General features: G+C 60.0%; 22 protein-coding genes. 16 read left to right on the forward strand and 6 right to left on the reverse strand.

Annotation, left to right across the window (positions count from 1 at the left end):
• The 9 genes from ASC97_RS00640 to visR all read left to right on the forward strand — a co-directional run bounded on the left by ASC97_RS00640 (window position 1) and on the right by visR (window position 7376).
• Entirely contained in the window at window positions 1-468 is a 468-nt protein-coding gene (locus ASC97_RS00640) for a chemotaxis protein CheW (RefSeq protein WP_057466429.1), read from the forward strand.
• Window positions 465-1376, forward strand: a complete 912-nt coding sequence (cheR, locus tag ASC97_RS00645; RefSeq protein WP_057466430.1) for a protein-glutamate O-methyltransferase CheR — start codon at window positions 465-467, stop codon at window positions 1374-1376. Before ASC97_RS00640 ends, cheR begins: the two co-directional genes overlap by 4 nt.
• Window positions 1373-2416 (forward strand): protein-glutamate O-methylesterase CheB, encoded by a 1044-nt coding sequence (gene cheB / locus ASC97_RS00650; RefSeq protein WP_057466431.1) that lies wholly within the window; start codon window positions 1373-1375, stop codon window positions 2414-2416. The genes cheR and cheB overlap by 4 nt, the downstream gene beginning before the upstream one ends.
• Window positions 2416-2805 (forward strand): response regulator, encoded by a 390-nt coding sequence (locus ASC97_RS00655; RefSeq protein ID WP_057466432.1) that lies wholly within the window; start codon window positions 2416-2418, stop codon window positions 2803-2805. Before cheB ends, ASC97_RS00655 begins: the two co-directional genes overlap by 1 nt.
• Window positions 2802-3356, forward strand: coding sequence for a chemoreceptor glutamine deamidase CheD (gene cheD, locus ASC97_RS00660; RefSeq protein ID WP_057466433.1), 555 nt, complete (start codon window positions 2802-2804; stop codon window positions 3354-3356). Before ASC97_RS00655 ends, cheD begins: the two co-directional genes overlap by 4 nt.
• A gap of 12 nt (window positions 3357-3368) precedes the next feature.
• Complete coding sequence (gene cheT, locus ASC97_RS00665) at window positions 3369-3761, forward strand: chemotaxis protein CheT (protein ID WP_057466434.1); 393 nt, start codon at window positions 3369-3371, stop codon at window positions 3759-3761.
• 108 nt (window positions 3762-3869) lie between these two features.
• Entirely contained in the window at window positions 3870-5558 is a 1689-nt protein-coding gene (gene fliF / locus ASC97_RS00670; protein WP_057466435.1) for a flagellar basal-body MS-ring/collar protein FliF, read from the forward strand.
• A gap of 313 nt (window positions 5559-5871) precedes the next feature.
• A complete protein-coding gene (gene visN, locus ASC97_RS00675) occupies window positions 5872-6618 on the forward strand; it encodes a transcriptional regulator VisN (RefSeq protein ID WP_057466436.1) in 747 nt (248 codons plus the stop codon).
• A gap of 11 nt (window positions 6619-6629) precedes the next feature.
• Window positions 6630-7376, forward strand: a complete 747-nt coding sequence (gene visR / locus ASC97_RS00680; protein WP_057466437.1) for a transcriptional regulator VisR — start codon at window positions 6630-6632, stop codon at window positions 7374-7376.
• 21 nt (window positions 7377-7397) lie between these two features.
• On the opposite strand, the gene ASC97_RS00685 is transcribed toward visR, so the two are convergent.
• The 6 genes from ASC97_RS00685 to motA all read right to left on the reverse strand — a co-directional run bounded on the left by ASC97_RS00685 (window position 7398) and on the right by motA (window position 12598).
• Window positions 7398-7838 (reverse strand): hypothetical protein, encoded by a 441-nt coding sequence (locus ASC97_RS00685; protein WP_057466438.1) that lies wholly within the window; start codon window positions 7836-7838, stop codon window positions 7398-7400.
• Window positions 7839-7842: 4 nt separating this feature from the next.
• Window positions 7843-8925 (reverse strand): flagellar biosynthesis protein FlhB, encoded by a 1083-nt coding sequence (gene flhB, locus ASC97_RS00690; protein WP_057466439.1) that lies wholly within the window; start codon window positions 8923-8925, stop codon window positions 7843-7845.
• 127 nt (window positions 8926-9052) lie between these two features.
• Window positions 9053-10093, reverse strand: a complete 1041-nt coding sequence (gene fliG / locus ASC97_RS00695) for a flagellar motor switch protein FliG (protein ID WP_057466440.1) — start codon at window positions 10091-10093, stop codon at window positions 9053-9055.
• Window positions 10094-10122: 29 nt separating this feature from the next.
• Entirely contained in the window at window positions 10123-10719 is a 597-nt protein-coding gene (fliN, locus tag ASC97_RS00700) for a flagellar motor switch protein FliN (protein ID WP_057466441.1), read from the reverse strand.
• 63 nt (window positions 10720-10782) lie between these two features.
• A complete protein-coding gene (locus ASC97_RS00705) occupies window positions 10783-11721 on the reverse strand; it encodes a FliM/FliN family flagellar motor switch protein (protein ID WP_057466442.1) in 939 nt (312 codons plus the stop codon).
• A gap of 4 nt (window positions 11722-11725) precedes the next feature.
• The gene (motA, locus tag ASC97_RS00710) at window positions 11726-12598 is read right to left on the reverse strand and encodes a flagellar motor stator protein MotA (RefSeq protein ID WP_057466443.1); all 873 of its coding nucleotides are present in this window, start codon (window positions 12596-12598) and stop codon (window positions 11726-11728) included.
• A gap of 251 nt (window positions 12599-12849) precedes the next feature.
• Between motA and flgF the strand changes: the two genes are divergently transcribed.
• From flgF to flgG, 7 genes are all read left to right on the forward strand, one after another.
• Window positions 12850-13584 carry a flagellar basal-body rod protein FlgF gene (gene flgF / locus ASC97_RS00715; RefSeq protein WP_057466444.1) on the forward strand — a complete coding sequence of 245 codons (735 nt, stop codon included), beginning with the start codon at window positions 12850-12852 and terminating at the stop codon, window positions 13582-13584.
• 16 nt (window positions 13585-13600) lie between these two features.
• Window positions 13601-14992 carry a flagellar protein export ATPase FliI gene (fliI, locus tag ASC97_RS00720; RefSeq protein ID WP_057466445.1) on the forward strand — a complete coding sequence of 464 codons (1392 nt, stop codon included), beginning with the start codon at window positions 13601-13603 and terminating at the stop codon, window positions 14990-14992.
• A gap of 11 nt (window positions 14993-15003) precedes the next feature.
• Window positions 15004-15555, forward strand: coding sequence for a hypothetical protein (locus tag ASC97_RS00725; RefSeq protein ID WP_057466446.1), 552 nt, complete (start codon window positions 15004-15006; stop codon window positions 15553-15555).
• 156 nt (window positions 15556-15711) lie between these two features.
• On the forward strand, window positions 15712-16104 hold the full coding sequence (gene flgB / locus ASC97_RS00730; protein ID WP_057466447.1) for a flagellar basal body rod protein FlgB: 393 nt from the start codon (window positions 15712-15714) through the stop codon (window positions 16102-16104).
• Between the two features lie 3 nt (window positions 16105-16107).
• On the forward strand, window positions 16108-16524 hold the full coding sequence (gene flgC, locus ASC97_RS00735) for a flagellar basal body rod protein FlgC (RefSeq protein ID WP_057466448.1): 417 nt from the start codon (window positions 16108-16110) through the stop codon (window positions 16522-16524).
• Window positions 16524-16850, forward strand: a complete 327-nt coding sequence (locus tag ASC97_RS00740; RefSeq protein ID WP_057466956.1) for a flagellar hook-basal body complex protein FliE — start codon at window positions 16524-16526, stop codon at window positions 16848-16850. The genes flgC and ASC97_RS00740 overlap by 1 nt, the downstream gene beginning before the upstream one ends.
• 19 nt (window positions 16851-16869) lie before the next feature.
• On the forward strand, window positions 16870-17658 hold the full coding sequence (gene flgG, locus ASC97_RS00745; RefSeq protein WP_057466449.1) for a flagellar basal-body rod protein FlgG: 789 nt from the start codon (window positions 16870-16872) through the stop codon (window positions 17656-17658).
• Window positions 17659-17661: the final 3 nt, after the last annotated feature.

A 17661-nucleotide genomic window follows, 5' to 3' on the forward strand; every position in this document is an offset into this window, starting at 1 on the left:
ATGTCGTATGCCGTAAAAAGTCTGAAGGATGGGGACCGCGAGCTGATCGCGTTCCGCATCGGCGATCAGGAATTTTGCGTAAATGTCATGTCGGTGCGCGAGATTCGCGGCTGGACGCCGGCAACGGCGATGCCGCACTCGCCCGCCTACATGAAGGGCGTCATCAATCTGCGCGGTGCCGTGCTGCCGATTGTCGATCTGTCGGCGCGCCTAGGCATGCCGGCGACCGTGCCGACGGCGCGTCATGTCATTATCGTGGCCCAGGTATACCGCAAGGTCGTTGGCCTGCTGGTTGATGCCGTGTCCGACATTCTGACTGTGACGGAAGACAACGTTCAGCCCACGCCTGAGATCGCCTCGGAAATGCAGCGGCAGTTTGCTCGCGGTGTCCTGGCAATCGACAAGCGCATGATCTGCCTCCTCGAACTCGAAGCGATCTTCCCCGAATCGGAAAGCGAAGCCGCATGAATGTCCTGAGTGCCAAAGACGTGAGGCAGGGAAGCCCGGACGAGGTGCTGGCGAGCGGTGAATATCCGCTGACCCGCCGCGACCTCACGGAAATTGCTGCGATGATCTACTCGGATGCGGGAATTTTCCTCAACGAGACCAAGGCATCGCTGGTTTACTCGCGTCTTTCCAAGCACATTCGAAACCTCGGCCTGTCGGGTTTCAGGGAATATTGCTCGCTCGTTTCTTCGCCAGCGGGGGCCGCGCCCCGCCGGGAGATGCTCTCGCATCTGACGACGAATTTCACGCGCTTCTTCCGCGAGAACCATCACTTCGAGCATCTGCGCGATCATGTCCTGCCCGACCTGCTGCAGCGCGCCAAGATGGGCGGCAGGGTTCGAATCTGGTCCGCTGCGTCCTCGGACGGCCAGGAGCCTTATTCGATCGCGCTCACCGTCCTGTCGATGATGCCGAATATCGCCGACTACGACTTCAGGATCCTGGCGACAGACATCGACCCCAAGATTCTCGCCATTGCCCGTGCCGGCGCCTACGACGAAGCCGCGCTCGAAACCGTCTCGCCCGCGATGCGCAAGCAATGGTTCAGCGAAGTCGAGGTGCAGGGACGCCGGAAATTCCAAGTCGATGACCGCGTCAAGCGGCTGATCACCTACAACGAGCTCAACCTCATGGCCCAGTGGCCGTTCAAGGGCAAGTTCGACGTCATATTCTGCCGCAACGTCGTGATCTATTTCGACGAGCCGACGCAGATGAAGATCTGGTCGCGCTTCGCCGAGCTGCTGCCGGAAGGCGGCCATCTCTATATCGGTCATTCCGAGCGCGTCTCGGGCGATGCCAAGAACGTCTTCGACAATATTGGTATCACCACTTACCGGTATACGGCCAAGGGTCTCGGGAGGAAGGCATGAGCGCGCCTGCACGGGTTCTTGTCGTCGACGATTCCGCAACCATGCGCGGCCTGATCACGGCCGTGCTGAGTTCGGACCCTGATGTCAGCGTCATCGGTCAGGCGGGCGATGCGCTTGAGGCGCGCGAGGCGATCAAGAAGCTGAACCCCGATGTGCTGACGCTCGACATCGAGATGCCGAACATGAACGGTCTCGAGTTTCTCGACAAGATCATGCGGCTTCGCCCGATGCCTGTCATCATGGTCTCGACGCTTACGCATCGCGGCGCCGACGCGACGCTGGCGGCGCTTGAGATCGGCGCCTTCGATTGTGTCGGCAAGCCGCAGCCGGGCGATGCCCGCCCGTTCGCCGACCTGGCTGAAAAGGTCAAGGCCGCGGCCCGCGCGCAACGCCGCCAATATACGCAGCCAGCACCGGTCACGCCGCCGCCCGCCGTTGCCGATTTCCGTGTCGGCCGCAAGATCGTTGCGATCGGCTCATCGACAGGAGGCGTCGAGGCCCTGATCGCCGTGTTGCAGAAATTCCCGGCCAATTGCCCGCCGACCGTCATCACGCAGCACATGCCGCCGACCTTCACCAAGAGTTTTGCAGACCGGCTCAATCGTCTCTGCGCGCCCGTTGTTCAGGAAGCGACGGATGGTGCGCGTCTTGAGATCGGCAAGATCTATCTTGCCCCCGGCGGCGAGCGCCATCTTCAGGTGGTCAATGCGCACGCACCGTGCTGTCGCCTTATTGAGCGCGACCCCGTCAACGGCCATCGGCCGTCGGTCGATGTACTCTTCGATTCCGTTGCCGAACTTGCCGGCCGCAATGCCGTGGGCGTGATCCTGACCGGCATGGGGCGCGACGGCGCAGCCGGTCTCCTTAAGATGCGCCATGCCGGCGCCCGCACGCTCGGACAGAACGAGAAGACCTGCGTGGTCTACGGCATGCCAAGGGTCGCCCACGAACTCGGTGCAGTCGAGCAGCAGCTGCCGCTGAATGCCATCGGTGAAGAAATCTTGAAAATGACAGCCGCCCGAAAGGAAGGAATCGACTAATGTCCATCGCAGAGAAAATCAAAGTTCTGATCGTCGACGATCAGGTAACGAGCCGCCTGCTGCTCAGCGACGCGCTGACCCAGCTCGGCTTCAAGCAGATCACGTCCGCAGGCGATGGCGAGCAGGGCATGAAGATCATGGCCCAGCAGCCGCACCACCTGGTGATCTCCGACTTCAACATGCCGAAGATGGACGGTCTCGGCCTGCTTCAGGCCGTCCGCAACAACCCGGCAACGAAGAAGGCAGCCTTCATCATCCTGACCGCACAGGGCGACCGTGCGCTGGTGACCAAGGCGGCCGCGCTCGGCGCCAACAACGTCCTGGCCAAGCCCTTCACCATCGAAAAGATGAAGGCGGCTATCGAAGCCGTATTCGGAGCATTGAAATGAATGTCGAGGTTGCGGCCCGCCGCGTCCATATCATTCAGGGCGAATGGAAGGTCCTGAACGATCCGAACGCGGTATTGACGACCATTCTTGGTTCGTGCGTGGCTGCATGCCTGCGGGATCCCGTGGCAGGCGTCGGAGGTATGAACCACTTCCTCCTGCCCGGCAATGCGACGACACCGATGACCGGTGGGGATGCCACGCGCTACGGGGTGCATCTCATGGAACTGCTGATCAACGGCCTCCTGAAGCAGGGCGCGCGACGCGACCGGCTGGAGGCGAAGATCTTCGGCGGAGCAAAGACGATCTCGACATTCTCAAACGTCGGAGAACAGAACGCCGCCTTCGCCACGCAGTTCCTGAGGGATGAAGGCATTCCCGTCGTTGGATCCAGTACCGGTGGTGACCATGGACGCAAGCTCGAGTTCTGGCCGGTCTCGGGCCGCGCCCGGCAATATCCACTGACCGGTGCCGAAACTCAGAGAACCGTCGCACTTGAACAGCGTCCGGTTACTCCGCAAAAGCCGGTCGAAACCAGCATCGAATTCTTCTGAGCCGAGGTTCCAATGAGCGTGAATACCAAGATGGAGCAACCGTCGCCAACCGAGGCGCTTCCCGATATTCTGATGCGGGTTGTCTCGGAACTGCACGACGTCGCCTATCTGATCGAGCGGATCGAGCCTCAACTCCTGGACCTGGGCGGTGGCGCCGATCTCCTGAATTCGCCCGAGAGCATGAAAGTGATGCAGGGGATCGACCTTGCCGTCCAGAAGACCCGTGGTCTCGCGGAGTTCATCGATACCATCACCAGCGAAATCTCCAACGATTGGATGGTCGATGTCGCCACCGCCCTCAGCCTCGTCAAATTGAGCGAGATGCAGCATGCATTGGCAGGCGCCATGCGTCACGGCCATTCACAGCCCCTCAACAAGGCGGCCGGAGACTTCGACTTCTTCTAAACGGACTTTTCCCCGCACGTCGATACGAAACGCTCGCACAAGTTTCGGCCCTTATTGTCGAATGAGGCAATAAGCCTGCTTTGTCTGTGAAGATCGTGCGAGAACAGAATGAATCTGTTAAATCAATTAGTTCAGATTATTAGGAACTTCAGTTCGCTAGGGCGGAATCGCTTGCTGGCGTTGGCCGGCATCGGGGTGGTTTCCGTTGCGCTTATTCTGGGTGCGGCCTTTTTGGTCAATAAACCCGCTCAGGAAACGCTCTATGTCGGGCTCGACGCGCCGGATCTGAACCAGATCAGCATCGCGCTTGCCGAGGCGAATATCGGTTTCCAGGTCGGCACGGATGGTACCAGCCTTACCGTGCCTGCCGGCATGACCGGCAAGGCACGTCTCCTGCTTGCCGAACGCGGTCTGCCGAACAGCGCCAATGCGGGCTACGAACTCTTCGACAATGTCGGCTCGCTCGGTCTGACCTCGTTCATGCAGGAAGTGACGCGGGTTCGAGCGCTCGAAGGCGAGATTGGCCGCACGATCCAGTCCATCTCCGGCATTACCGCAGCGCGCGTTCATATCGTCATGCCCGAGGTCGGCAACTTCCGCAGAGCGGAACAGAAGCCGACGGCTTCCGTCATGATCCGCGCCGGCGCCTCCACCGGCCGCACCGCAGCTACCTCCATCCGTCATCTGGTTGCCTCGGCAGTGCCGGGGCTGGACGTCGGAGACGTCACGATCCTCGATTCTGCCGGCCAGTTGCTCGCGTCGGGTGACGATGCGAGCAACAGCTCCCTGAACCGTTCGCTGAATATCGTCCAGAACGTTCAGGACGAGGTCGAATCGAACATCGACAAGGCGCTCGCCCCCTTCCTCGGCATGGACAATTTCCGCTCCAGCGTGACCGCCGATCTCAACACCGACAGCCAGCAGATCCAGGAAACCGTCTACGATCCGGAATCGAAGGTCGAACGCTCCATCCGCACGACCAAGGAAGCGTCCCAGTCCCAGCAGAAGCAATCCGACAACGCAACGACGGTCGAACAGAACATTCCGCAGGCGGCACCCGACTCAGGCGGTCCCACCGGTCCGGAGTCACAGGACAAGTCGGACAAGAAGGAAGAGCAGACCAACTACGAGATCAACAGCAAGACCACCGCAACGACCCGCAACAGCTACAAGGTCGAAAAGCTCTCAGTCGCCGTTGTCGTGAACAAGGGCCGCATTGCGAAGATGGTCGGCGAGCCGGTCGACCAGGCCGAGGTCGACGCCTATCTGGCGGAAATGCAGAAGATCGTGGCCTCCGCAGCCGGCACCAGCACCAATCGCGGCGACGTCGTCACGGTTACGGCGATGGACTTTCTGGACAACCAGCTCCTCGAGGATACCGGTACCGGCGTCCGTGTGATGGATATGCTGAGCCGCAACCTGGCGGGCATCATCAACTCGCTCGCCTTTGTCGTGGTCGCCTTCCTGGTGGTCTGGATGGGCGTCCGTCCGATGGTCCGCAGCGTGACCGGCGGTGCATACGTCGGGGGCGACACGTCACCGGAAGGTGCCGGTCTGGAACTGCCGGACTTTGCCCCGGCGTCCGGCGCAGGCAGCGGCGGCGCGCTGATGGACGGCTTCGGATCGGATTTCGGTTTCGACAGCACGGAAGATCTTCTCAGTCTGGGCGACGACGACGGCAACTTCAATCGCCGTGTCAAGGAAGGCCCGGAACGCAAACTGAGCCGAATGGTCGAAATCAACGAGGAACGCGCTGCGAAAATCCTCCGAAAATGGGCGGTCGGAAACGCCGCATAACGAAAGGCCGGGCAACCGGCCTTTTTCATTTGTGTGCATTCAAAGACACGGTTCCGAGCTTCGATTCGCGTTTGACGCGAATCGTGTTGCCACAAGGCCTAGAATCATCCTAATTTCAATAGGCTTTCAAAAGACGAGATCGATGTGCGAATCGGCGCACAAAATGCAGCGGAAGTAAATCCCAAGAACTCGGAGATAGCGATTTTTCGCGCTTGGCGTAGTCTTGGGTGATTCGCGGAGAAGCTGCATATCTGTACAGGAAGCCGCGGATCTAGCTTCTGTCGTGATCGGTTCTCAGCCGCAGGATTTGCCAATGGACATGCATATATTGCAAGCGCTCAAGAGCGATACGCACACGGCAAACTTCGTCGGCATCGCCGCAACGAACCTGTCATCTCGCGACGAACTGATAAGTCAGTTGTCCGAGACGCTAAGCACGGGAAGGTTGCAGCCGGGACTCCGTATCCTGACCGATTATGTGGGCGCTTCCCATTATCTTCTTGCCCGGGCCGACCTGGTTCAGGAGGCCGGCCTGGACTTTGTCGTGACGTCGGATTGGCCATTCGACTTGGTCACCAATCTCGGCGACACGTTCGTCGGAGGCTTTGCCCGCTCGACCGAGCTGGAAAAATGCATGCAGCTCTTCCAACCGCATTTCGCCCTCCTGCCGCCGACGGCCGAGGTACCTGATGGCGCCAGCCGCCAGTACTGTTCGTTGATGTTCAACATCGGCCGCTCGCGGCTGGCATTGATGTTCCTGTTCGACGACGGCTTCATCCTGTCGCAGGAGCGGTTGCGGGATGTCGGCCTGCTGACGGCCTATTTTACCAGCCTGCTGCAGTGCGGCGTTTCCAAGAGCGACCGCGACTTCGAATTGACCGACAGAGAGCTGGAATGCCTCTTCTGGATCGCCGAAGGCAAGACGAGTGACGAAATAGCGATGATCCTTGGTATCTCGCGCAATACCATCAACAACTACATCACCAGCGTCATGCGAAAGACAGCGACAAAGACTCGCTCTGAAGCCATAGCGTTCGCGGTCAGGAACAATCTCGTTTAGGGGAACGGCTAATGGCGCATTCAGTGGGCAGGACCCTTGGCAATTCGGACGGCATGCGGGCTTTGCGCAGCGGCAAGGTGAGCAGCCGATCGGACCTTTTTCCGCGCCTGATTGCGATGCAGAAGCTGGCCGACGCCCAGAACTTTGCCGTCTATCGAATGACCGGTTCGGGCTTGCCTGCCAAGCAGCGGCTGGTTTGCGAGCTGGAGAATTGGGGTCCCGCCAACGCCGGGTTCAGCAAGGCATTTGCCGATGCCTACGGCGACGCGCTCCTGGAGCACATCGAGAAATCGCTTCTGCCGCTGGCCTGGGCTGGCGGGCACGATCGTGGGCTTCCCGGCCCCGCCGGCCTTGGGCCGTTCATGGCGCGCCTGCAGGATGGTCTCGTCCCTTTTTCCGGCATGGCCTTTCCCGTTCGCCTCGGCGCGATCGGAAATGGTTTCGTGGTCTTCACCGGCGACGACCTCGATCCGCCGAGCGACATGATCGTGGAGCTACACGGTCGATCCTGTCATGTGATCATCGATCTTCTATCGCTGGACGAGCGGCGCGTAACGGCCGCCGAAGCGCTCAGCGAGCGTGAGATCGCCTGTCTGCAACTCGCCGGCGACGGCCGGATCAGCGAAGAGATCGCGGAAAAGCTTGGCCTCTCGGTCCATACCGTCAACGCCTATCTCGGTTCCGCGACGATCAAGCTGGATTCGGTCAACCGTATTCAAGCGATCGCAAAAGCAATTCGGCTCGGCTACATCAGCTAAGCCGAACGATAGGGCCGAAAGTCAGCTTGCCAGCGCCTGCAGCGGCGGCACGATATAGCGTGCGTTCTGAAGGCTGCGCTCCAGAAAGGCGGTGTTCTCGTCTGGATCGGCCGAAGGGTTCTCGAACGCGATGTGGTTGATCTCGATGCCGGCAAACTCCGCGGCGAGCGTCAGCTGCGCATAGACGGTCACGCCGCGCGGCTTGATTTCAAGATCGATCACGACCTCCGGCTTGCCACCCCATTCCAGCGTATAGCTGCCGCCGTGGCCGAAATTCACCGTGCCGGGATGGAAAAACATCTCGGCCGCCGAGGAGACGAGATCCTTAAGGTTGCCGTAGTACTCAAAGCGCAGGATCGAGATCAGGTCCGAAGCATCCAGAAGGCGCAGTTCCGTCGCGACCTGGCTGATTGCTTCCGCAAGAATTTGTTCACGCTGGGCAGAGTAGGGGCATTTTTTCATTCGGCTATTTTACCCGTTTGTTCTTGGCCTGCGTCGCGTAAACCCGATGAATGAGCTCTGCGACGGCCTTGTAAAATACAGACGGGATGACGTTATCGACCGAGACTTGCGCAAACATGGAGCGGGCGAGAGGCGGATCCTCGAAAACGGGAATCCCGTTCGTTTCCGCGATTTCTCTGATTTTCAACGCGATGAGATCCTGGCCCTTGGCAATGACGACAGGCGCATCGTTTTCCTCGCGCACGTAGCGCAGGGCAACCGCGTAGTGAGTCGGGTTGGCGATCACCATGGTCGCGCGGGGCACGCTGGCGATCATCCGGCGCCTCGCACGGTCGCGCATCACGGAGCGCTGGCGGCTTTTTACGAATGGATCGCCTTGCGACTGCTTGTTTTCTTCCTTCACCTCGTGCCGGGTCATCTTCAGTTCGGTGAACCAGTGATGCCGCGTCCAGAAGAAGTCGGCGATCGCGACCACGGCAGTCGCGACGAGCACGACGACGGTAATTTTCTGCATCCCCGACATCATGCGCGTGAAAATGGTCGAAGGATCCGAGAACATTGCATCGATCGCGCCGAAATACTCGCTCTTCAAGACGAAGAACATCACGACGCCGACGATCAGTATCTTGACGAACGATTTGCCGAACTCGATCAAGCCCGGCAGGCTGAACATCCGCGACCAGCCCTTGGCCAGCGAAATGCGCGACCATTGCGGACGTATGCGCTCGAGCACGGGCGTCGGCAGGTTTTGCGCGATCGACGCGGCAACGCCGAACGTCATGAACAGGATCATCGCCGGCGCCAAGAGCGAGGCGGACACCCAGGCGAGGTGGACGAACAGGGAGAGCGCGTCCGGACCGGTCTCTAGCTTCCATTGATCCGGCTGTTCGAAAATGTCCTTGAGCGACTCTCCAACCCGGCTGAGGCCATTCGGCAGGAAGAAGATCAGATAGACAAAGGTGGCAAGAACTGTCGCAAAGAGCGGCAGTTCGCGCGAAAACGGCACGTTGCCTTTGTCGGCCGCGTCACTTTTCTTTTTCGCGGTAGGGTCTTCTGTTTTGCTGTCCTTGTCGTCGTCGTCGGCCAAGGTCGCGACCCTCCATCACATAGAAACGGCCGCACCTGAGTGCGGCCGCTTCGAAGGGTATCTGTCGTCACCGCCGTGATCAATCGGGACAGTCGAAAGCTGTCCGACTGTGCACAACAACAGCGCCTTATGCTGCGGCCGCGCCGTCGTTTTCCGCTTCCTTGAGCTGGATCTGCCCGGAATTGGACAGGCGAATCGCTTCCTGGGCGATGGCGCGCCGCGCAATGGCGATCTCGCGCGGGTTGATGCCGACCGTGCCGCTCTGCAGATCCGATTCGATCATGCGGCGCTGGCGCGGGCTGATCGAGGCGAGAACAGTCTCGCGCATCTCCGAGGATGCGCCACGAAGCGCCATGGTCAGGATATCTGCCGAGGTGTCGTTCAACAGCATCACGCGGCTGCGCTGAGGCATCAGCATGAGATCCTCGAACAGGAAGATCTTCGGGCGAACCTTGTTGACCGATTCGCGGCTGATTGATTCCAGCGAGGTCAGCAGCGTATCGACCTGCGGCTTGTCCATTTCGTTCATCAGTTCCGCGACCTTCGTCGAGCCGATCGAATTCTTCTCCGCATCGATCTCGGCAAGCAGCGTCATGACCTGCTTCTCGATGATCATCGCGGCTTTCGGGCTCACGGCTTTCAGGTTGACGGTGCGGTTCATGATGTCCGCGCGCCGGCTGTCCGGGATCTGCATCAGGACTTTGGCGCCGAAGGAGGACGGCATCATGGACAGGATATAGGCTACGGTCTGAGGATGTTCGCGCAGCAGGAATTTGCCGATGAAGACGGGATCGCCTTCTCCGAGGCGGTCCCAGATAGACGTTTCGTAGCCCTGGAAAGCTGTGCGCCGGCCGAGGAGACTATCCACCTCATCAGGCGTGAGGCCTTCCTCGAGGATGCTCTCGATCGCCCGCGCGTTGTCCATCAGACCCGCGCCTTCGGTGAAGAGATCCTCGAATTCTGCGACGAGACTGAGCAGTTCATCCGGCGGGATGGCGCGCAATGCCTGCGCCGATCCGATAATCGTCTGCAGCTCCGCCTGCGTGAAATACTTCAACAGCCTGCCAGCGACCCCTTTTCCCATAGCGAGAAGAACGGCCGCTGCTTTTTCAGCCTGGGTCAACGGTTTCTCGGCAAGAGCGCCGCCGAAATCGTCAAAGTCCATCATGGTCTAACCTCTCCGTCCCAACATCGGGATCAGGCTTTCTTTGTGCTCAGTACTTCAATCAGCTTCACACCAAATCGCGTGTCGTCGTTTTCCAGAACCGTGATCTCGCCGCGCGCAATCCTGCGACCGTTGACCATGATCTCGACCGGCTCGCCGATCTTCTTGTCGAGGGCAATCGTCGCCCCCTCGTTCAGGTTCATCAGGCCGGACACCTGCATGCGGCTGCTGCCGAGCATGATCTGGACATCGATCGGAATATCCATGATCAGGTCGAGGTTCGACTGCATGGCGCTGCCGAGCGGAGCCGCGACCGGAGCAGGTGCGCCGAACGTCGAATTGCCAAGGTCCGCGGCGCCGCCGAAGTCCGTGGCACCGAAGTCCGAGGAGCCGCCGAAATCATCGCCGCCGAAGGTCGTCTCGCCGACTGCGTCGAGATCGCCGCCGAAGGTCGAGAGATCGGTACCGCCGCTAAATGCGTCGGCTTCATCGCCGAAGTCCGGCATTCCGCCGTCCGCGTCGGTTTTCAGAACGCCGCGCAGGTCGTCGATAGCCTGATCAAGTTCAGCCTCGTTGCCCGGAAGCTCGAGTGAAAGATCGCTGTTCTGGTTTGTCTTCTTCGTCGCCATGAAAATCACTATTCCAGTTGAAACTTGCCTCAACCTGCCTTGGGGCAGGGGGACCGAAATGGCCTAATTCATTAAGTGGCGGATGAGCTCGTCATCCGAGTTGATCGTATCCTTGACCCGGACGGTATAATTCTCGCCCGAGCGTCCGAACTCACACACGTACAGGTCCCTGCTGTTGGCGCTGACGTCGACGCGGACATCGCCACTGTCGTGGAAGGGGATGACGTCGCCTGCCGCCAATTTCGAAATCGTCCTGAGGGTCAGGTCCTGCAGGCGAATCTTGGCATCGAGCGTAACCTGCGAACGACGCACCTGCTCCGTAAGCTGTTCGGTCCACGCGGACGATTTTGCAGCCTGGTTCTGCGCGCGGGGGGCGGTAACAGTGGTCTTCAGCAGTGCAGCCTGCGGCGCGATCAGCGAGAACTCGGAGGTGATCCCGGAAAGCGTGATCGCCATGGTGATGGCCGCCGCGAACTCGTCGACCTTGTCGTCGGCGGATTTCGTCGGCGTTTCGATTGCGTGCGGCAGCTCCAGGATCGGTTCGAAGCCGCCCGGTGCGTTCACCGCGGAACGAAGCACATTGGCGATCTTTTCGAAGACCGTAACGGCAAGCTCCAGCTCGATGGCCGAGAGCACGCGATCTGCAGGCTGTTCGACCGATTCCGGCGAAGCTCCCAGAAGATGCTCCATCAGGGTGATGATGAAGCGGTTGCCGCAGGCGAGCGTCACATTCTGCGACCAGTTGCGCAATACCGCATGAACCAGCGTGACGCTCTCGCCGAGATCGGCAATCAGATCGCTCTTAAAGCCCCGGTGGCAGCCGATATAGCTCACCTCGACGTCGAGGTTGGTCTCGCTCTTGATGATGTCGGGCAGGAATTCGCAATAGACGTCGCCGAACGAGCTGCAGAGCTTTTCGATTGTCGCCCGGTCGCCAAGTCTGCCCGTGAGCTTGGCGAGGAGAGCGTTGTCCATCACTGGTTTCTGGAGTGGAGCATTCATGTCCTTACGCCGCCTTGTTCTCGCCGCCGGGGTTCATCATTTCCTGCTCGACGGCATCGATCGAAGGTCGCTCGTAGGCCGAGATCGTCTTGCGGCCGTACTCGAGCGCGACCTGCGGCACCGAGCCGTTCATGTAGGCGAGCAACGTCTGCTTCACGATCACGTAGAGACGATGCTGCTTCGAACGCACGACCTTGATCTGGGAGACCAGCGGCGAGCAGAGGCAATAGGAAAGCAGGATGCCGAGGAAGGTTCCGACAAGCGCCGAGCCGATCAGGTGGCCGAGAACTTCCGGCGAATCGTTGATGTGGGCCATCGCCTTGATGACGCCAAGGACGGCGGCCACGATGCCGATCGCCGGGAAAGCGTCGCCCATGATCTGGATGGCGTGGTATGGCTTCATCTTGTCGTGAAGGATCGTATTGATCTCTTCGTCCATCAGGGCCTCGATCTCGTGAGAGCGGGCGTTGCCGATGATGATCAGGCGAACGTAGTCGCAGATGAATGCCGTGATCTCCTTGTTCTTCAGGACGGTCGGAGCCGCTTGGAAGATCGAGGATTCCGCCGGATTGTCGATGTGGGCTTCAATCTCGTTGCGGGACTTCGTACGCAGGTCGCGCATGAGAGAATAGAGGACACCGAGCGTATCGAGGTAGTTCCGCTCCTTCGGCACCGAGTGCTTGAAGGCCTCTCCAAGCGCCTTTCCGGAGTCCTTAACAACCTTCATCGGGTTCGCCATGATGAAGCTGCCCAGGCCGGCGCCGCCGATGATCACGAGCTCGAAAGGCTGCCAGAGCGCGCCGATATGCCCGCCCATCGCCATGAAGCTGCCGACGATGCAGCCGCAGGTAATCACAAATCCGATAATGATATTCATCGTCAGTCCAAACCTGATCGTTATTTTCAACCGAAGGGATAGGATTGCTGGCTTGCGTGAGGCTGATGATCGGCCCGGAAACCAAGCTTTTTGCGTACCCAGCTTCGCACAAGGATTTGCTGTCAGGTTGCAGATGACGAATGGGCGTTCGTGCCCGTTTCTGAGATGCCGCCTCAGCGGACCCGTGGTCGAACCGACTGCAAGCGTGCGGGTTCCGTACTGTTCATCGCCAATGCCAGGAGCTTACCTCGATGCAATCCGGTCTTTATGTTTCGTTGTCGTCCCAGATGGCGCTTGAACGACGCCTCGATACCATCGCCGACAACATGGCGAACGTGAACACGACCGGGTTCCGCGGCACGGAAGTGAAATTCAATCAGATGCTGAGTGAGACGGGCAACAAGATCAACGCCAAGATCGCCTATGTCTCGCAGGGAAACGACTACCTGTCCGGCGACAGCGGCGAACTCGAGCACACCGGCAACATGCTCGATTTCGCGATCAAGGGCGATGCATGGTTTTCGCTCGACACACCTGCCGGCAAGATCCTGACCAAGGACGGCCGCTTCACGCTGAAGGAGACCGGGGAACTCGTGTCGGTGCGCGGCTATCCGGTTCTCGATGCAGGCGGCGCGCCGATCCAGCTCAACAAGGGCGGCGGCGAGCCCAAGGTTGGTTCTGACGGATTGATCTATCAGGACGGCAGGCAGGCCGGTTCGCTTGGTCTCTTCGAAGCAGATATCAGCAAGGGTTATCTGCGCTATGAAAACAGCGGCATCATGACCACCGAAACGCCGCGCTCCATCACCGACCGCTTCAACGTCGGCGTCCAGCAGGGCTACCTGGAAAACTCCAACGTCAATGCGATGCGCGAAATCACGCAGCTGATCGAAGTGAACCGGGCCTTCGAAAGCATGGCGTCGCTCTCCAAGGACAGTGAGGCTTCCTTCGGTGAAGCAATCAAGACGCTCGGTGGCAGCCGCTAACCGGAAGGTCTGAAGCATGCCCAACGCACCCCTCACCGAAGGCGCACTTTCGCCCAAGCTCGCACACCTTGCGGGCCTGACAGAGCGATACGCCAATCCGGCTTTTCTTGTCGCTCCGGGCGGCCACGTGCAGACGATTGCGGCAGGGCACTACACGGTCACCGGCCTGTCGCGCCATGTGCGCCTGGGCGAGTTCGTCGCCCACAGGTCGCCGACCGGCGTTCACCTCGGCGAAGTCGTGAGGGTGGAGCCGGAGCTGACCTATGTCTGCCCGATCGAACCGGGAGAGCCGATCGGCATCCATGACGTCGTTATCCGCAAGGGTGCCTTCCGCATTTCTCCATCCGCCGCCTGGTGCGGCCGCACCGTCAATTCGCTGTGCGAGCCGATTGACGGCCTCGGCCCGATTGCCGAGGGGCTGGACCGGCGCTCGATTTCCAACACGGCGCCGCCGTCGATGACGCGCCAGCGCGTGGAAAAGGGTTTCAGGACCGGCGTACGGGCGATCGACATTTTCTCGCCGCTGTGCCTGGGCCAGCGCCTTGGCATTTTCGCGGGCTCGGGTGTGGGCAAGTCGACGCTGCTGTCCATGCTCGCGCGCGCCGACGCCTTCGACAAGGTCGTTATCGCACTGGTTGGCGAACGCGGTCGTGAAGTGCGCGAATTCATCGAAGACACGCTTGGCGCCAACATGAAGAAGTCGATCGCGGTTGTCGCAACCAGCGACGAAAGCCCGATGCTGCGCAAGATGGCGCCGCTGACGGCCGTAACGATCGCGGAGTATTTCCGGGATCAGGGCGAGAACGTCCTTTTGATCGTCGACAGCGTGACCCGCTTCGCTCACGCAATCCGTGAAGTTGCCACGGCCTCGGGAGAGCCGCCCATCGCACGCGGTTACCCGGCTTCGGTGTTCACGGAGTTGCCGCGCCTGCTGGAACGAGCCGGACCCGGCCCGGAAGGCACTGGAACGATCACGGCGATCATTTCCATTCTCGTCGATGGCGACAACCACAACGATCCGATTGCTGACTCGACCCGCGGCATTCTCGACGGCCATATCGTGCTGCAGCGCAGCCTTGCCGAGGAAGGGCGCTATCCGCCGATCGATCCCCTGGCCTCGATATCGCGTCTGGCACGCAAGGCCTGGACACCGGACCAGGAGAAGCTGGTCTCGCGTCTGAAGACGCTGGTTCATCGGTTCGAAGAGACACGCGATCTGCGGCTGATCGGCGGCTATCGCCAGGGCGCCGATCCGGATCTGGACATGGCCGTCAAGCAGGTACCGATTATTTACGATGTTTTGAAACAGTCGCCCGGCGATGCCGATTCGCTCGACGCCTTCGCCGACCTGGCCGGTGCGCTGAAGGCCGCAGCCGGCATAGGCAACCAGCCGGGCATTCGACGATAGAAAGGCAACACGTGACCGATTTCGACGATGACGAGAAGATCGCTCCGCTGAAGCCGGAGGGGCGCAGGAGAACGGCCTTTCACGACCGCGCGCTGACCGTGGCCGGTCTCCTTCTGGCAGGCGCATCCGCGGTTTTCCCGTGGTATGTCTTTTTCAACGAGGACAAGTTCGGCATCAATGTCGCCCAGGGCGATCACACCCGCGACCTGCCGGACTGGCCGGCGCGAAACGTTTTCAGCGTCTCGCCGCTGGCGATGGCGAACAGGAACCAGCAGGACAAGCCCGAGGTTCCGGTGGACCCGATGACGACGGCAACCGTCTCCAGCATCGGCAAGGAAGACGACAAGGGCATGCCTGCCGAGGAACAGCCGTTCCCGGGCAACTCCGGTTTCCGCCTCCTGCACGTGGCGAACGGTCGGGCGCTGATCGAGGATACGTCAGGGATGTACGTGGTCCGCGTCGGCTCGATCCTGCCGGACGAGAGCCGCCTGGCGACACTGGAAGAGCGCGACGGCAAATGGGTGATCGTGACCTCGAAGGGCGACGTCTACCAGCGCAACTAGGATTGGCGTCCGGTCGGTTTGAAGGCTCCTCCGGCAACGGCGGAGCCTTTTGCATCTTTGGAGGTACACAGCTCCGGTACTCCAAGACCGTATTCTCCGTAAGTCTGACGCAAGATTACCGTCGTAGGTTCACGTCAGTAAAAACGGAGAGTTTCTATGCAACCGATTCAACTGTTCGACTTGGCCTCGCGGCAGGCGGAATGGCTGACGATCCGTCAGGAGGTTGTTGCCGGCAATATCGCGAACGCGAACACGCCGAAATTTCGCGCCAGGGACATCACGCCATTCCAGGCCGTCCTCGACAAATCGGACGTGACGATGGCGCGGACCGACCCTGCGCACCTGACCGGCAACGATCTGAGCACCAAAAGCGACATCGACGTGAAGGATGCCGCGCTCGATCAGGAAATCGGTATGCAGGAATCCGGCAATACGGTCGGCCTCGCCGAGGAGCTTTCCAAATCCGGCGAAATCAAGCGCCAGTACGAGCTGAACACATCGCTCGTCGGCTCTTTCAATCGAATGATGCTCATGACGGTGAAGACGTAAACCATGGATCCTTTGTCAGCAGCCCTTAAAATCGCAGGTTCCGGTCTCGAAGCGCAATCGACGCGTCTTCGCATCGTTTCGGAAAACATCGCCAACTCCCGCTCGACCGGGGATACGCCGGGCGCCGATCCGTATCGCCGCAAGACGATCACCTTCGGCGAGGCTGTCGATCGCGCCAACGGCGTAACGACCGTCAACGTCAAGAAGCTCGGCGTCGACGAGTCGAAGTTCACGACCGAATACGATCCGAGCAATCCCGCTGCGGACGCGAAAGGTGTCGTCAAGATGCCGAACGTCAACATGCTGGTCGAGATGGCCGACATGCGGGAAGCAAACCGCTCCTACGACGCCAATCTGCAGACCATTAAGCAATCCCGTGACCTGATCTCGTCGACGATCGACCTTCTGAAGAGCCAATGATGATCAACAACATAAGCAATATCAGCTCCCTGTCGATGACGCGCGACCTCGCCGGCGTCGATCTCGGCAAGTCCACTGCCTCGTCGTCTGCGCAAAGTGCGGTAACCGATGGAAGCTTCGCGTCCGTCCTCGGCAACGTCGCGAACGGTGCGGTCAACACCCTGAAGAATGCCGAAAACATGTCCTTTGCGGGTATCAAGGGGACCGCAACGACGCGTGAAGTCGTCGATGCCGTGATGCAGGCTCAGCAAACACTTCAGACAGCAATCGCCCTTCGCGACAAGGTCGTCTCGGCCTTTCTCGAAGTCACAAAGATGCAGATGTAGTTGATTTAAGGACGAAGCCATGAGAGCGCTTGCCATTGCTGCCACGGGTATGGATGCCCAGCAGACCAATCTTGAAGTCATCGCGAACAATATCGCGAACATCAATACGACCGGCTTCAAGCGCGCCCGCGCTGAATTCACGGACCTGCTTTATCAGACGGAACGTGCAAAGGGCGTCTCCAACCGGGCCAACCAGGCGATCGTTCCCGAAGGTGCCAACATCGGTCTCGGCGTGCAGACGTCATCTGTCCGCAACCTGCACATTCAGGGCGAACTCGCTCAGACCGGCAACGATCTCGATGTCGCGCTGGTCGGCCGCGGTTTCTTTCAGATCGAGGCTCCGGACGGCACGACGCTTTATACCCGTGCAGGTGCTTTCAACAAGAACGAGACCGGCCAGATCGTCACGGTCGACGGTTATACGGTCGCCCCGAATATCACGATCCCGACAGGCTCTACCCAGCTGACCATCAGCCGCTCGGGCGAAGTTTCGGCAAAGCTCCCCGGCGCAACGGATCCCACGGTCCTCGGCCAGTTGCAGATCGCCGATTTCGTCAACGAAGCCGGCCTGCAGCCTCTCGGCGACAACCTTTTCGCCCAGACGCCGGCCTCCGGTGATCCGGTCGTCGGCACGCCCGACGAGGCGGGATTCGGCTACCTCAAGCAGAGCTATCTGGAATCGTCGAACGTCGATCCGGTGAAGGAAATCACCGAGCTGATATCGGCCCAGCGCGCCTACGAAATGAACTCCAAGGTCATCACCACCGCCGACGAAATGGCCTCCATCGTCAGCAAGAACCTGAAGTAACAG

Source organism: Rhizobium sp. Root1203 (assembly GCF_001424945.1).
Classification (GTDB): domain Bacteria; phylum Pseudomonadota; class Alphaproteobacteria; order Rhizobiales; family Rhizobiaceae; genus Rhizobium.

Excerpts from the sequence above, each read along its gene's own strand:
- ASC97_RS00655 (WP_057466432.1), top strand. The coding sequence starts at position 2,416 with ATGTCCATCGCAGAGAAAATCAAAGTTCTGATCGTCGACGATCAGGTA.
- visN (WP_057466436.1), top strand. The coding sequence starts at position 5,872 with ATGGACATGCATATATTGCAAGCGCTCAAGAGCGATACGCACACGGCA.
- cheR (WP_057466430.1), top strand. The coding sequence starts at position 465 with ATGAATGTCCTGAGTGCCAAAGACGTGAGGCAGGGAAGCCCGGACGAG.
- fliF (WP_057466435.1), top strand. The coding sequence starts at position 3,870 with ATGAATCTGTTAAATCAATTAGTTCAGATTATTAGGAACTTCAGTTCG.
- fliI (WP_057466445.1), top strand. The coding sequence starts at position 13,601 with ATGCCCAACGCACCCCTCACCGAAGGCGCACTTTCGCCCAAGCTCGCA.
- visR (WP_057466437.1), top strand. The coding sequence starts at position 6,630 with ATGGCGCATTCAGTGGGCAGGACCCTTGGCAATTCGGACGGCATGCGG.
- motA (WP_057466443.1), bottom strand. The coding sequence starts at position 12,598 with ATGAATATCATTATCGGATTTGTGATTACCTGCGGCTGCATCGTCGGC.
- ASC97_RS00705 (WP_057466442.1), bottom strand. The coding sequence starts at position 11,721 with ATGAATGCTCCACTCCAGAAACCAGTGATGGACAACGCTCTCCTCGCC.
- flgF (WP_057466444.1), top strand. The coding sequence starts at position 12,850 with ATGCAATCCGGTCTTTATGTTTCGTTGTCGTCCCAGATGGCGCTTGAA.
- cheB (WP_057466431.1), top strand. The coding sequence starts at position 1,373 with ATGAGCGCGCCTGCACGGGTTCTTGTCGTCGACGATTCCGCAACCATG.
- ASC97_RS00640 (WP_057466429.1), top strand. The coding sequence starts at position 1 with ATGTCGTATGCCGTAAAAAGTCTGAAGGATGGGGACCGCGAGCTGATC.
- cheT (WP_057466434.1), top strand. The coding sequence starts at position 3,369 with ATGAGCGTGAATACCAAGATGGAGCAACCGTCGCCAACCGAGGCGCTT.
- flgG (WP_057466449.1), top strand. The coding sequence starts at position 16,870 with ATGAGAGCGCTTGCCATTGCTGCCACGGGTATGGATGCCCAGCAGACC.
- cheD (WP_057466433.1), top strand. The coding sequence starts at position 2,802 with ATGAATGTCGAGGTTGCGGCCCGCCGCGTCCATATCATTCAGGGCGAA.
- flgC (WP_057466448.1), top strand. The coding sequence starts at position 16,108 with ATGGATCCTTTGTCAGCAGCCCTTAAAATCGCAGGTTCCGGTCTCGAA.
- flgB (WP_057466447.1), top strand. The coding sequence starts at position 15,712 with ATGCAACCGATTCAACTGTTCGACTTGGCCTCGCGGCAGGCGGAATGG.
- ASC97_RS00740 (WP_057466956.1), top strand. The coding sequence starts at position 16,524 with ATGATCAACAACATAAGCAATATCAGCTCCCTGTCGATGACGCGCGAC.
- fliG (WP_057466440.1), bottom strand. The coding sequence starts at position 10,093 with ATGATGGACTTTGACGATTTCGGCGGCGCTCTTGCCGAGAAACCGTTG.
- ASC97_RS00685 (WP_057466438.1), bottom strand. The coding sequence starts at position 7,838 with ATGAAAAAATGCCCCTACTCTGCCCAGCGTGAACAAATTCTTGCGGAA.
- fliN (WP_057466441.1), bottom strand. The coding sequence starts at position 10,719 with ATGGCGACGAAGAAGACAAACCAGAACAGCGATCTTTCACTCGAGCTT.